The following is a 14332-nucleotide window of genomic DNA, read 5'->3' as shown; positions in this document are numbered from 1 at the left end:
GCGAGGGCCGTCCGCGGGTCGGTGGCGCGGGTGATCGCGGACTCGATCGCGGCGATCCGGTCCGCCAGCAGCCCCAGCGCGGCGACCGCCCGCGTCACCGGGTCGTCCTCCGCCCCGCCGAGCACCCGCGCCCGGGTGTGCGCGGCCTTCAGCTCGGCCCAGCGTGCGGCCTGCCCGCCGGTCAGGGTGCCCTGGAGCTCGGCCAGCTTCAGCAGGTTCGCCTCGGCCCCGGTCGTCAGCGTCTGGGCCTCCGCCACGTAGTGGTCCCGTACGAGCGCCGCCACCTCGGCCTCGTTCATGACCGGCCGGATCCGCGCGACGATCTTGTTCATGTCGCGGTACGAGCCCTGGAGCTGGAACCGGGGCTCGGTGCGGGCGTCGTCCGACTGCGCCGCCGACGCGATGTACGCCGCGTTCACGGCCAGGACCGTGCGCCGCGCCGCCAGCACATGGCGCAGCACCGCCAGCACCCCGTCCAGCTCGGACGCCGCGTACGCGTGGCCGAGCCGGTCGGCGCTCGCCGTCGGGTCGCCCGCGGCGAGCCGGACCAGCACGTCGAGGTCCGCCGGGTCCCGGCCGGCCAGCGGCGCCAGTGCGGGGTTCGCGGTCAGCGCGTTCTCGACGAAGCTCAGCGCGAAGGCCTCCTCCTTGCCGGTCAGCACGTCGCCCAGGTTCCACACGTCGGCCCGGTTCGCGAGCATGTCCGGGATACGGAAGCGGCTGCCCGACTCCGTGTACGGGTTGGCGGTCATGCACACCGCGAACCGCTTGCCGCGCAGGTCGTGCCCGTTCAGCGTGCGCGTCGCGTCGCACAGCGGGATGAACTTCTGCAGCAGCTCCGGCGACGTGTGCTGGATGTCGTCCAGGTGCAGCAGCACGTTGTTGCCGGCCGCCAGCGCGAACCGGACCTTCTCCAGCTCGCGGCGCGCGGCCGAGTTCGGCGCCTCGGCCGGGTCGAGGGACGTCACCTCGTGGCCCAGCGCCGGGCCGTCCACCTTCACCAGCAGCATGCCGAGCCGTTCCGCGACGTACTCCATGAGCGTCGTCTTGCCGTAGCCCGGCGGCGAGATGAGAAGCAGCAGGCCGTGGCTGCCCGGGCCCATCTGCTTGTTCAGGCTGTCCCCGACCAGCGGCAGGTACACCTCGTCGACCAGCCGGCCCCGTACGAACGACGCCATCGCGCGCGGCCGGTACGCGTCCAGGTCCAGCCGCTCCCGCTCGGCCGCCACCAGCGCGGCCCGCCGCCGCTGGTAGGCGCGGAACGCGGGCGCGGTGTGCCGCGTGAAGTGGTCCACGCGCGCGAGGAGGTCGTCCAGGCGGACCTCCAGGGTCCGCGCGGCGATTCGCGGATGCGTGCCCAGCAGGCCGTCCACGGTCTCCGTCAGCGGCGCCTCCAGGTCGTACCGCGGCAGCCCCGGGCACAGTTCGATCGCGACGGCCTCCGCGAGGTCGCCGGGCGCCGTGCCGAGGCCGCTCGCCGCGGCGTACGCGGACAGCCACGACTCGATCAGCAGGCGCCGCGCGTCGAGCGAGACGACGCCCGCCAGGTCGTCGCCGTACGCGGCCGTGTCCACCGCGCTGCGGAACTTGTCCACGAGCGTGCGCGCCGCGGCGCCCGTCACGAATCCGTCCGGCGCCGCCGCGAGCTCCTCGACGAGGTACGCGGCGGCCTGCTCGTCACCCACCGCCCCGCACAGCTCGGCCCGCAGCCCGTCCAGGCCCGCCGCCGTGACCGCCGCGCCGAACGCGGCACGCGCGCGTACCAGGGACCGGGCCCGCACCGTCCACTCGTCCCGGGCCGCCGCGTCCGCGCCGTACGCCCAGAACTCCTGCGCCGCCGCACGCGCGCGTGCCGGGTACCGCAGCAGCCCGGCGCCCGCGTGAAGGCGCAGCAGCGCGCCCAGGATCAGGGCCGCGTCCCGGTCGTGGACGCCGTGCTCGTATCCCTCGTCGTAAGCGCTTTCCGCCGCCTCCCGCACCAGCGCCTCCAGGCCCGGCCCGTCGAGCGCCGACAGCGCGTCCGCGCCGTGCTCGGCCAGCAGCCGGGCCGCCAGGAACTCGCCCCGGTACACGTCGGCGTTCTCCGACGGCAGGCTCTGCCCCCAGAACGCCCGGGTCTCCGCGAAGCCCTCGTCCGCGTCCGTCACCGGCGCCCGGTAGTCCGTGCCCGTCACGGCGAACGCGAGCCCGTCGTCGCCGTGCGGCACGAGCGTCAGGTCCAGCGGCTGCGTGTTCACCGCGAACCGGTGCCGGCCCAGCCGGATCGCCGCGCCCCCGTCCGCGTACAGGTCGGTGCGGTCGCGCAGGGCACGCGCCGCCTCCTGCCGGGCGGCCGCGATCCGCCCCTCCAGCTCCTCCGCCCGTACCAGGTCGCCCAGTTCGCGCAGCTCGTCGGCGCTGCGGCGCACCTTGGCGACCAGCGGGTCCGACGCGAAGTACGTGTTGATCTCGTCCGTGTCCGCGAGCGAGGCCAGCCGCCGCGTCACCGTGTCCAGGACCCGGGCGGCCGACGACGCCAGCCGCTCCGCGTGCCGGGCCCGCTCGTCCTGCAGGGTCTGCTTGCGCGCCGCGAACGCCTCGTACACCTCGTCGCGCTTCCCGGCCAGCAGCGACAGCGCGTCGTCGGACGCGCCGAACCGCGCCTCCAGGTTCTCCAGGCGCAGCAGCAGCCCCGCCAGCTGGTCGTCGCACGCCTCGGGTGTGTCCGCGGCGGCCAGCGCGCCCGTCACGGCCTGCCCGAGCAGCGCCGTCTCGGCCGCGAACTCCGCGCGCGACTCGCCCGCCGCCAGCTCCCTGCGCCGCGCGTCCAGCGTGGCCCGCGCCCGGTTCACGCCGCCGAGGACGGCGGAGATCCGCTCCAGGATGGCCGTCCGTACGGTCGCGTCACCGATGTCGAGGCCCGTCACGACCTCCGTGACCGTGCGCAGGCCCTCCGTCTGCGCGTCGATCCGCGCGGCCAGCGGCTCCGCCCCGGCGGCCGTCGCGATGGCCTCGGCCTCCACCGTGAGAACCGCCACCTCCTCGTCGTACGAGGCGAACGCGTCGTCCCGCGCGAGGAACTCCACGGCCCGCCCGCCGAACGCGGCCAGGTCGCCGTCCACGTCGGCGGCCAGCTCGTCGATCCGCTCGACGTCCGCGTACCGCATCTCCTTCAGGGTCGTCAGCCGCCCCTGGGCGCGCCGCAGTTCGGTGAGCCGCTCCACCCAGCCGGGCGCGGTGCGCGGCGCCTCCCCGCGCGTGCGCCGCACGAGCGTCGCGACCCGCGCGGCGGCCTCGGCCAGCGCATCGGCGGCCTCACGCCGCAGCTCCCGTACGGTCGCGAACTCGGCCAGCACCTGCCGCACCGTGTCCCGCATGCCCGTCAGCGGCTCCAGGACCCCGCCGCCGGCCTCCGGGTCCGCCAGCCAGTGGTACGTGTCCAGCGCGCGCACGCACCCGGCGAGCAGCTCCTCGTACGCCTCGCCCGTCGCCGCCTCCGGCAGGTCCGCCGCCGTCGCGGCGAGCGTCAGGCAGTCGGACACGCCGCGTACGAGGTCGGGGTTGCCGATCCGCTCCAGAGGCCCCGTGCCGACGGGCTGCGCGGCCGCGTACGTGTCGGAGACGTACGGCGTGTGCCACACCTGCACCGGGTGTACGCGCGCGGGCTCCCCGTCCGGGCTCTCGCGCAGCACGTGCAGCGTGCCGTCGTCGAACAGCGCGTACCCGTGCCCGGCGACCGGCGTGGCGACGGACGCGCGGATCCTGTTGTACGGCAGGAGCAGCGTCCGCCCGTCCACGCGCGCGTGGAACGCGTACAGCACGTCCTCGCCGTTCGGGGACACGACGGCCCGCTCGAACTCCAGGCCATCGGTGTCCAGGTCGAACGTCTTGTGCGCACCCGTCGCCAGGCAGTACCCGCCGGGGAAGACGACGCCCTGGTCGTCGGGGAGGCGGCGGCAGGCCTGCCCGATGCCGTCGAGCCGTGCCACACGCCGGGTGGGGGAGTGGAACACCAGATACCGGTCCGCGTCCTCCTTGTACGGCCGGACCTTCAGCAGTACGAGGGTGCCCACGCGCGCGTAGGCGACGTCCGCGTCCGCGAGCGACTGCAGCGGCTCGGCCACCGGCTCCGTGTACGCCGTGCCCTCCGCGCCCCGCACCGTCAGCGTCCCGCCCGTCGTCCCGACGAGCAGCTCCACGTCACCCGGCACGCGCACGTACGGGGTGCCGTCGACGGCCGTGTGGTCCTCGCGGGACGTCACCGTCCACGTCACGTCCTGCGCGGCCGGCAGCACATGGTCCCGCTCACCGCGCGCGTCGAGGAACGCGACGGACCCGTCGGCGCCCACCCGCCACCGCAGCACCCGGATGTCGGCGGCCGTGTCCCCCGTACGGAACACCGCCAGCAGTTTGCCGTCCACCAGCCGCAGCTGAAGCAGCCGCGAGCCGCGGTAGTACCGGTACAGCGCCGTGAATTCCCGTACGAAGGCGGGGTCGTCCAGCAGGCCCGGCACCGCGTCGTACGGCAGCGCCTCCAGGCCCTCGCGCGCGTGCAGCGCGAAAACGTCCCCGACCTCGACGTCCCCCGACCCGGTCGCCCCCGACCCGGTCGCCCCAGCCCCGGTCGCCCCAGCCCCGGTCGCCCCAGCCCCGCTCGCCCCGGCGCCTGACGCGCCCGCCCCGTTGCAGCCGAACAGCAGGGCGTCCCCGACGGCCACGACGTCCCGCGCCACCGCCGGACCCGCCGTCCGCAGCCGCTCCGTCCCGGCCAGCCGCAGCTCCCCGGCCCCGAACACCTCCACGCGCCGCGCGTTCAGCGCCTCGGCGCGGCGGGCGAGTTCGGCGCCCTGGGCGGCGAGCCGCTCACGGAGGACGTCGAACGACGCGGCGTCGAAGGTGGTGTGGGTGCTGCTCATCCTCGCTGGTCCCCTCATATCGAAAAGTCGGCCCGGAGCTGCTGCCCCCCGTGACGGCAGCTCCGGGCCCGTACGCCTCAGACGAAATGGCGATCCCAGACCTCAGGGATCCCGGACCCCAGGGGTCTCAGACCTTCGCCGGCGTACCGTTCAGTGCGGCCAGGGGCGTCTCCGAAAGCCCCAGCCGGTCGGCGGCGTCCAGCAGCTTCCGCAGCTCGGGGCTGCTCTCGACGCCACCCGCCTGACCCATCAGCTTCATCAGCAGCGCCGACACGGTCATGTTCTGCACATCGCCCGTGGACAGCGAGCCGAGCACCCGGGTCACGTCCTTCGTGAAGTCCGCGGACCCGTCCAGCCACGGCCCGGCCAGCGTCCGCGCGGTCTTCGACTGGTCCATGAACCCGTCCACGCTCTTGCCGAGCGACATCGCCCCCACGATCCGGTCGAAGAAGGCCGACTCCCCGCCGACGATGTTGATGTCGGCGTTCTCCAGACCGGTGGCGAGCACCGTGGCCTGCGCCTCCGCGATCTGCCGCTGGGCGTCGAGGCCGGCGAGCCGGATGTCCTTCTCCGCCTCCAGGCGCAGCCGGTACTCCTCGTGCCCGCGCGACGCCTCGTCCAGGGCGGCCATGGCCGCGGCCTTCTCGTTGATGCCCTGCGCCTCGGCCTTGAGCCGCTCCGCGATCCCCTCGGCCTCCGCGAGCGCCCGCGCCCTCGCGCCCTCGGCCTCCGCCTTGAGCCGCGCCTCGGCGGCCTGCGCCTCCGCGAGGCCCGCCTTCTCGATGACGTCCGCCTCGGCCTCGCGCACCCGCACCGCCGCCAGCCCCTCGGCGGCCGTCTCCGCCTGGACACCCTCCGCGAGCCGCAGCTTGGCCTGCGCGTCGAGGTCGGCGGCCTTCAGCCGGGCCTCGGCCAGCGTCAGCTCCTCGGCGGCGCGGTGCGTGGCGGCCTGCTCGGCGGCCTCCGCGGCCTTGATGTCCTTGACCAGCCTCTCCTGCGCCTCCGCCTCGGCGGCGATGACGACCGCCTGCCGCTGCCGCTCCGCCTCCTCGACGGCGCGCAGCCGCTTGATCGACTCCTCCTGCTCCGCGACCGTACGGTCCACGGCGACCCGCTCGCGGATGACCTCCGCGATGTCGCGGCGCTCCGCCTCGACCTCCTTCTCGGCGGAGATCCTCGTCAGCGACGTCTCGCGCTCACGGGCGATGGCCTCCAGCTGGCGGTCCTTCTCGATGCGCTCGTTCTCGATGGCGATGACCCGCTCGCGGTTCTTCTCGGCGACCGCGATCTCCCGGGCCTGGTTCTCGCGCTGCACCCCGAGCTGCTCCTCGGTGCGGAGGAAGGCGCTCTGCGCCCGCAGCCGCTCCTCCTCGACGACGCGCGCCGTCTCGGCCTCCTCACGGGCCCGTACGGTCTCGATCTCGCGCTTCTGCTTGATCTCGGCGTCGGCCTGCCGGCGCTCCAGCTCCAGGATGGCCTCGCGGGCGTCGACGTTCTGCCGCGTGATCTCCTTCTGCTCGTGCTGCCGGAACTCGTTCGTGCGGACGTGTTCGGTCGCGGTCAGCTCGGTGATCTTCCGGATGCCCTGGGCGTCGAGGATGTTGCTCGCGTCGAGCTGGTTGAGCGGGGTCTGCTCCAGGTAGTCGATCGCCACGTCCTCCAGGCTGTAGCCGTTGAGGTCGGTGCCGATGACGGCGATGATCCGGTCCCGCAGCTCCTGCCGCTGGTCGTAGAGGTCGGAGAAGTCCATCTGCTTGCCGACCGTCTTGAGCGCCTCGGAGAACTTCGGCGCGAAGGTCTTCTGGAGCATCTGGATGTCGCTGGCGTGCGCCGTGCCGATGGCCTGGGCGACCTTCAGGACGTCCTCGACGGTCTTGTTGACGCGGATGTAGAACGAGATGCGGATGTCGGCGCGCAGGTTGTCGCGGCAGATCAGGCCCTCGCGGCCGGTGCGGCCGATCTCGATGGTCTTCAGCGAGATGTCCATGACCTCGGCCTTGTGCAGCACGGGCAGCACGACCTGGCCGGTGAAGGTCACATCGACCTTGCGCATCTTCGACACGATCAGGGCCTGGCCCTGCGGCACCTTCCGGAACAGCCGGGTGATGACGAGCAGTGTCGCGACGACGATGAGCAGGACAACGGCGATGAGCACACCGATGCCCCAGGTGATGGCATCCATGGGAATCCTTGCGGTGAGGCGCGCGGGGCGCGGGCGGAGGCGCGCGGGCGCGGCGCACGCGGGCGTGTATGTGGGGCGTTGAAGCCGGTTTCAGGGGCGGAGAGCAGCCACAGCGGCTGCGGGACTGCTACGGGGCCGGCTGCTACGGGACAGCGGTGCTGCGGGACAGCGGTGCTACGGGACAGCGGTGCTACGGGCTGCTACGGGGCGACCCAGAAGAACCCGCCGTCGTCGTCGTACGCGTACAGCAGCCCGGTGGCGCCGCGCGTCAGCGGCTGCTCACCGCCCAGTTGCCGTACCTGTACGACGGCCGTGGAACCGTCCTGCGCCGCGACCTCGGCCTGGCCGAACCCGTCGTCCACCCGCCCGGTGCGGATGGTGCAGGTCCGTCCGACGAAGTCCAGCCGGGACGGGGCGGGTTCATGCGGCCGCAGGCGCCGCCAGGCTCTGACGAGCCGCCGCGTCACCTGGTGGGCCACCAGCAGGGCGGCCCCGAGCAGCGCCACGGACAGCAGGGTCCGTACGAGCCCGGGCCCGGTGAGCCGGCCGATCGCGACCGACCCGGCGAGGCTGGTGAACCACCCGGTGAGGGTCACCGCCGACACGGCGACCGTGGCCGGCACGCCGCCGAGACCGACGGCACCGAGCGGGACGTCCGCGTCGAAACTGTCCGTGCCGGCGGCGCCGAACAGCGCCAGCAGCCAGAACCCGACGACGATGACGAGCGCCGCGGTGAAGAAGAGGGTCGGGAAGCCGATCGCCGCGGCGTAGAACTCGCGCATTCCACTTCCCCCTTCGACCCCTGCGGCCCCTTGGTGCGAGGCATGACCGGGTACGGGTCACCGTGTCCGGTGCCGGGTACGGTCTGCCGTATCCCGGCACCGGTTCGGTTGCCCCCGTTTCCGTAGTACGCATCCTGACAGGGGATACAAGGGTCTCGCATTGCCGGATTCCGGCAATCTTTACGGTGCCTTGATGCCGAGCTCCGGAGCCCCGCTACTGACGGGTCATCAACGAACGGGCGCCTCGCTCAGTGCAGGGCGGGCGGCGTCTCCGCCGTGCACAGCGCCCAGATCACGAAGACCCCGATGCCGATGGAGACGATGCCCCAGACCGGCTGGTACGGCAGCCAGATGAAGTTGGCGATGACCGCGAGCGAGGCCAGCGCCACGCCGACCGCCTTCGCCCACGAGGCGGCGCGCAGGATGCCCCAGCCGACGACCGCGAGCAGCAGCCCGAGCACCAGGTGGATCCAGCCCCAGGCCATGACGCTGAACTCGAAGACGTACTGCCCCAGCACCCCGTACACGTTGTCCTCGGCGATCCCGGCGATGCCCTGGAGCATGTCGATCACGCCCAGCACCAGGAGCAGCACCCCGGCGAACATCGCCCCGGCGGACGCCCAGCCGTCGCCCGCGGCGACCGGCGGCGGGCCGCCCTCGTGGTGCGCGTGGGCATGCCCGGGCGCCCGGTCGTGCCCGTGACCGTGACCCGTGGTGTCGCTCATGGCCGCTCCCTCTGCCGGTGCGTCGTCGGCGTCGTACGCAGCAGCCTGCGGCGACGGGCGCGACGCGGCGACGCGGGGCGTCCGCACGGGTGAACGGGACCGGGCGAACGGGACCGCGTGAACGGGACCGTGCGCCGACGGGGTCGCGGCGCCGACTGGGTCGCGGCGCCGGTGGCCGCGTGCTGTCCTGGAGACATGGGCAGCACGCCGGCCGTACGGAGCGGTACGGGGCCGTCGTCGTGGCTGCGGCGCCGCGACATCGCCACGGGCTGGGCGCTGATGACCCTGCTCGCGGTGCTGGCCTGGGTCCTCACGGTCGCCCAGGCGCGCGGCATGGGGCACGTGGAGCCGGGCACGATGGGCCTGGCGCTTCCGCTGTTCCTGCTGCTGTGGCTCGTGATGATGGTGGCGATGATGTTCCCGTCGGTCGCGCCGGTCGCGATCACATGGGCGCGGGCCATCGGACGGCAGTCGAGCGGGGCGGTACGGGCGGCGCGGACGGCCGAGTTCGCGGGCGGGTACCTGGTGGCGTGGACGGCGTTCGGGCTGGTCGCGTACGGGCTGCTGGCGGCGTCCGGCTGGCTGGTGGACCGGGACCCGGACGCGGCCAGGTGGCTCGGGGCGGGCGCTTTCGCGCTGGCGGGCCTGTACCAGCTCGGGCCGCTGAAGCGGGTGTGCCTGCGGCACTGCCGCGACCCGCTGGGACACCTCATGCACTACTCGGGCTACCGGCCACCGGCCAGGGACCTGCGCGTGGGCGTGAACCACGGGCTGTACTGCGTGGGCTGCTGCTGGGGCCTGATGATCGTCCTCGTACCGCTGGGCATGATGAACCTGGCGGCCATGGCCGTGCTCGCGGCGGTGATCTTCCTGGAGAAGCTGTGGCGCTGGGGCCCGTGGCTGGGCCGCGCGGTGGGCGTGGCGTTCCTGGTGCTCGGGGTGCTGGCCGTGTTCCAGGACTGGATGCTGCCGGGCCTGAGCGCGGAGCACGCGGGAATGTGACGCTGACGTACGTAACGTGCTGGCGTACGTAAGGGGCGGGACGCCAGGAGAAGCACGCCCCGCCGTTGGATCCGGGTCCGGCCGCCGAGAGGCCCAAGGAGCCCCAAGCAGCCTCAGGAAGCAGCTCCAGGAAACCCAGGCATCTCAGCCGCGCCCGGTGGGAGCGCCTTCCGCCTGCTCACTGTTGAAGGCGAAGTCGCCCTTCTCCCCGTAGACGGCGTCGAAGGAAAGACCGAACGCCTGGGACTGGCCGGACGCCGTTCCGATCGCGTACTCGGGGGCGAACCCGAACGTCGCGTTCTTGATCGTCGTGGGTCCGCCGTCGGGCCCGGTGAGGCCCTCGTACGAGATCTCGGTCCTGCCGCCGACGGACAGCTTGGGCGCGTCGCCGTCCGACAGGGAGACGGGCGCGCGCTCCATGCCGAGGTACTCGCCGTAGAACTGGGACAGCTGACCGAAGGGGCCGCCCTCGTCACCGGAGAGGATGCGCTCCAGGGCCGAGGCCTGCTCGTCCGTCGCGCCCTCGTCGACGACGACGCCCACCTTCCAGTTGCCGGACGTCAGGTTGGACGGGAACTGGTTGTACAGCGCGAAGTCGACCCCTGACAGATCGACGTCGTCCAGGCGGCCGTCGGCCACGTGGAAGACGTTCACGCCCAGGCACCGCTCGGTGCCCTGCGCGTCACGCGGCTTCGCGTCGACGGCGCACCCGCAGAGAATCGCGCATGAGCAACCGGCCAGGTAATTGCCGGAGATGCTCCACGTCATGACGGTTCACCCCTCACACCTCTCTGTACTGCCTGCGTACTGCCTATACCTCCACGCTAGGCGTCTTCGGGCGCACCTGCGCGACCGGGAACGACCGCCGCCCGCCGCCCGCCGGTGGGGCATCATTGCGGCGGGTACGACGGATTTCGAAACCGCCGGACAGCAGAGGAGAAGGCGCGCGATGAGCGAGCGGCACATGCGGATCGGCGAGGTCGCCGAGCGGACCGGCCTGTCGCTGCGCACGATCCGCCATTACGAGGACGTGGGCCTGGTGACCCCGTCGGCGCGCAGCAAGGGCGGCTTCCGCCTCTACACGGAGGCCGACGTCGAACGCCTCATGGTGATCCGCCGCATGAAGCCCCTGGACTTCTCCCTCGACGAGATGCGCGACCTCCTCCAGATCACCGACCGCCTCACCGCCACCGAGAACGCACCCGCCGGTCCCGAGACCGCCCGCCTCCGAGAACGCCTCGACGCGTTCCGCAAGGTCGCCGAAGCCCGCTGCGAAGCTCTCCGCGCCCGCCTCGCCATGGCCGAAGACTTCGCCACCACCCTCCGCCGCCTCCAGTCGGACATCCACCCACCCACCCACCCACCCACCCACCAGCCGGCCTGACGCCCACGCCCATGTACTCGGAGTACTCGGACAGAGCTGAGTACACGAGCTCTGGTCGCTGACGGTGCGAGCCGGAACGCTCGGGCCATGCGCCAAGGACTCCTGAAACCCCTTCGCCCGCTGATGCCGTTCCTCGTGCCGGCTGTCGCCGCGCTGGCGGCGTGGGCCGCCTGGCTGGGCTGGGACCAGCACCGCGACGTGCAACCCGACGACACGACGACCGGCCCGTACGAGGCGTGGCAGGTGATCGGGCTGGTGCTGACTCTGCTGGCACCGGTGTACTGGGCGGCGTCCCGGCGCCACGTCGCGGGCGCGGTCCTCGGCACCACGACGGGCTTGACCGTGGCTGCTTACTACGACTGGTCGGACGACGCGAGCGGCCTCTTCATGGTGGGCGTGGCGATGGTCATGCTGGGCACCCTCGGCGCGACCGCCGCCGTCTCCGCCGCGATCGCCTTCGCTCGACGGGACGGGCGAGGCACCTCGGAATGAGGTTCGGCAGGCGCCGCCGCCTGCGGTCCAACTGCTGCGGACGCATCGCCGCCGGTGTCAGGGGCCGCTCCTCGCCTGTCCCGTGTACTCTCGCCTGTCCCGTGTACTGGCGGTACTCGCCGGTGAAGCCTGGCGACGAGGGTCCCTTCGACCCTCCACAGCCGACCTGGACGAGGTCGGTGTCGAGATTCATCTCCGACAGCCACACCACGGTGTGGGTGACCTGCTTGGGGAAGTCGGCGGCGATGATCACCTGCCGTGGTCGCTGGAGCAGCTCCGGGCTCCAGTCCCCGTCGACGTGCTCGAGGAGGCGCTGCCTGCACGCGTCGAGGTCGAGGGCCTGCCCTCTGCCGGCGAGGAAGTCGCGGTGGGCTTGGGCCAGGGTGTCGAGGCCGAAGCGGGACATGAGCGCGGCGTACGTGATCGCCTGGTGGTGGACGTCCCGGTAGGCCGTCCCGCGCTTCAGCTCGACGACCACGAGGCGGCCCGTGGCATCCAGCCCCAGGACGTCCAGCCGGTCCCGCGCCGGAACACTGTCCGTGTCCGTCCACCAGTCGAACTCCGCGGCGATCAGCAGCACGGACTCCCCGAGGATCCGCGGGTTGTCGATCACCACTCCTGGAGATGCTGCCGTTCGAGCAATCCCTCCGCGGCCAGCCCAGTCGGTGGGACCGGTGTCGCTGACGGCCCCGAAACCGTGAAGGGATGATCCACCCCCGCCCCCTCGTCCGCCCGGCGGGGGCAGGCCGGGCGCCCAGAGCCTATGGCGCGGACGGCCCCCGGCGCACTCCATCGCGACCCGCCAGAACTGCCACCAGGACTCTCCGCTGCGGCGGGATCCTGGGCGAGCCCGGCCACTCGCCCCACCCGCCCGAGGCCGTCAGGAGTCCGGGGCGGGGACGGTCTCCGGGGTCAGTACGGCGAGGATCTCGTCGGCCGAGACCGTGCCGTGCAGGGTGCACCGAATCTCCTCGATCACCCCAGGGAGTGGGGCGAGGATGCGGTTCTCCATCTTCATGGCCTCGACGACCATGAGCACCGCACCCTGCTCGACCCGGTCGCCCACCGCGCAGGAGAGGGCCACGACCGTGCCGGGCATGGGTGAGCGCACGATGTTGTCGACGGCGTCGGTGTCGGTTTCGCTGTGGGTCCTGGTGGTCAGCGCCGTCCGGTGGCCGTCGATGACCAGTTCGAAGCGGTCGGCGGTGCGGTGGCCGACCCAACCGCGGTCGGCCACCCTGCCCCGGAACAGTCCGTCGCGGTGGGAGACGGTGACGCGGAAGGCGCTGTCGTGGACCAGGACGTCCACCGTGCCGCCGTGGGCGCCCGTCAGGCGGGCCTCCAGTTCGTGGCCGCCGTCGCGCAGGATGAGGCGGCCGAGGGGTGCGTCGGGATCCAGGGACGGGCGGTCGAGGGGCCCGACAGTGCCGCTCCAGGGCGAGGCGGACGGGTTGCCGGGAGGCGGGATCTCCATCGCCGCCGCGCATGCGGCGGCCGCAGCGGACAAGGAGCGGGACGGGGTCTCGGCGACGAAGGTGTCGACGAGGTGCGTGTCGACGCGTCCCGCGACGACGCGGGGGTCACGGAGCAGGTCCCCGACGAAGCCGAGGTTGGTGGTCAGGCCGACGACCGAGGTGGTGCGCGCCGCGTCGGCCAGTCGGCGGAGGGCGGACGTCCGGTCGGGGCCCCGGGCGATCAGCTTGGCGATCATGGGGTCGTAGAAGGCCGAGACGTCTCCGTACGTGTCGAAGGCGGCCTCCACGCGTACGTCGGGTACGTCGGCGGGCCACTCGACCACGTCCGCCCGCCCGGGTGCCGGCTGGAACCCGGCGTCCGGGTCCTCGGCGTAGACGCGGCACTCGACGGCGTGACCGGTGGCGGTGATCTCGTGCTGGGCGAGCGGGAGACGCTCCCCGGCCGCCACGCGCAGCTGCCATTCCACGAGGTCGACACCGGTGATCTCCTCGGTGACCGGATGCTCGACCTGGAGGCGTGTGTTGGCCTCAAGGAAGTAGAACCGGTCGTCGGCGTCGAGGATGAACTCGAAGGTTCCGGCGTTGACGTATCCCAGGGCCTCGGCGCCCCGGACGGCCGTTTCGAGCAGCGCCGCACGGACCTCGGGGGTCAGGCCGACGGCGGGAGCCTCCTCGATGATCTTCTGGTGGCGGCGCTGGAGCGAGCACTCGCGTTCGAAGAGATGGACCAGTGCTCCGTGAGCGTCGCCGAACACCTGGACCTCGATGTGGCGGGGGCGGGGCACATAGCGCTCGGCCAGGAGGCGCCCGTCGCCGAAGTTGCCTCGGCCCAGGCGCACGGCCTCGGCCACGGCATCGGCCATGTCGGCCTCGTCATCGACGACCCGCATGCCCTTGCCACCGCCGCCGGCCACGGGCTTGAGGATCACCGGGTAGCCGATGCGGCGGGCGTCGGCGACGAGCCGGTCGACCGATTCGGTGGCGTCCTCGGAGCCGGGAAGGACGGGGACGCCCGCCTCGGCCATGAGGGCCCTGGCGGTCGCCTTGTCGCCCATGGCCGCGATCAGCGCGGCGTCCGGGCCGACGAAGACCAGACCGGCGTCGGCGACCGCCGAGGCGAACCGGTGACTCTCGGACAAGAAGCCGTAGCCCGGGTGGACGGCGTCGCAGCCCGTCCGGAGCGCCGCGCCGACGATCGACTCGATGTGCAGATAGCTGTCGGCGGCGGCCGCCGGGCCGACACGCACCGACTCGACGGCGCCCTCCAGGTGGGGCGCCGACCGGTCGGCGTCGGAGTACACGGTGACGTACTCGACGCCGAGGCGGCGGCAGGTGCGGGCGATGCGGCGGGCGATTTCGCCGCGATTCGCGATCAAGAGGCGTTTGAGCATGTCT

General features: G+C 72.8%; 10 protein-coding genes. 3 read left to right on the top strand and 7 right to left on the bottom strand.

Annotated features, from left to right (window positions below):
- The 4 genes from HTZ82_RS08010 to HTZ82_RS07995 form a co-directional block, all read right to left on the bottom strand.
- On the bottom strand, positions 1-4895 hold a 4895-nt coding region (locus HTZ82_RS08010), incomplete at its 3' end, for a DNA repair ATPase (protein ID WP_175408593.1).
- Positions 4896-5022: 127 nt separating this feature from the next.
- Complete coding sequence (locus tag HTZ82_RS08005) at positions 5023-7077, bottom strand: flotillin family protein (RefSeq protein ID WP_175408592.1); 2055 nt, start codon at positions 7075-7077, stop codon at positions 5023-5025.
- Positions 7078-7277: 200 nt separating this feature from the next.
- Positions 7278-7859, bottom strand: a complete 582-nt coding sequence (locus HTZ82_RS08000) for a hypothetical protein (protein ID WP_175408591.1) — start codon at positions 7857-7859, stop codon at positions 7278-7280.
- Between the two features lie 248 nt (positions 7860-8107).
- Positions 8108-8584, bottom strand: a complete 477-nt coding sequence (locus tag HTZ82_RS07995; protein WP_254711703.1) for a hypothetical protein — start codon at positions 8582-8584, stop codon at positions 8108-8110.
- Between the two features lie 195 nt (positions 8585-8779).
- Between HTZ82_RS07995 and HTZ82_RS07990 the strand changes: the two genes are divergently transcribed.
- Complete coding sequence (locus tag HTZ82_RS07990) at positions 8780-9586, top strand: DUF2182 domain-containing protein (RefSeq protein ID WP_175408590.1); 807 nt, start codon at positions 8780-8782, stop codon at positions 9584-9586.
- Between the two features lie 144 nt (positions 9587-9730).
- Here HTZ82_RS07990 and HTZ82_RS07985 read toward each other — a convergent pair whose 3' ends face one another.
- Complete coding sequence (locus HTZ82_RS07985; protein ID WP_175408589.1) at positions 9731-10354, bottom strand: DUF1326 domain-containing protein; 624 nt, start codon at positions 10352-10354, stop codon at positions 9731-9733.
- A 181-nt stretch (positions 10355-10535) separates the two neighbouring features.
- On the opposite strand from HTZ82_RS07985, the gene HTZ82_RS07980 reads away from it, so the two are divergent.
- Both HTZ82_RS07980 and HTZ82_RS07975 read left to right on the top strand, forming a co-directional pair.
- Positions 10536-10970, top strand: coding sequence for a MerR family transcriptional regulator (locus tag HTZ82_RS07980; protein WP_175408588.1), 435 nt, complete (start codon positions 10536-10538; stop codon positions 10968-10970).
- An 87-nt stretch (positions 10971-11057) separates the two neighbouring features.
- Positions 11058-11462, top strand: coding sequence for a hypothetical protein (locus HTZ82_RS07975; RefSeq protein ID WP_175408587.1), 405 nt, complete (start codon positions 11058-11060; stop codon positions 11460-11462).
- Here the strand turns inward: HTZ82_RS07975 and HTZ82_RS32060 are convergent.
- Positions 11377-12075 carry a hypothetical protein gene (locus HTZ82_RS32060; RefSeq protein ID WP_254711702.1) on the bottom strand — a complete coding sequence of 233 codons (699 nt, stop codon included), beginning with the start codon at positions 12073-12075 and terminating at the stop codon, positions 11377-11379. The two genes, HTZ82_RS07975 and HTZ82_RS32060, sit on opposite strands and share 86 nt — an antisense overlap.
- A gap of 267 nt (positions 12076-12342) precedes the next feature.
- The gene (locus HTZ82_RS07965) at positions 12343-14328 is read right to left on the bottom strand and encodes a biotin carboxylase N-terminal domain-containing protein (protein ID WP_175408586.1); all 1986 of its coding nucleotides are present in this window, start codon (positions 14326-14328) and stop codon (positions 12343-12345) included.
- Between the last annotated feature and the right edge of the window lie 4 nt (positions 14329-14332).

The organism is Streptomyces sp. TRM64462 (genome assembly GCF_013362995.1).
In the GTDB taxonomy this organism is placed as follows: domain Bacteria; phylum Actinomycetota; class Actinomycetes; order Streptomycetales; family Streptomycetaceae; genus Streptomyces.
This window is presented reverse-complemented; position numbering and strand designations above follow the sequence as displayed.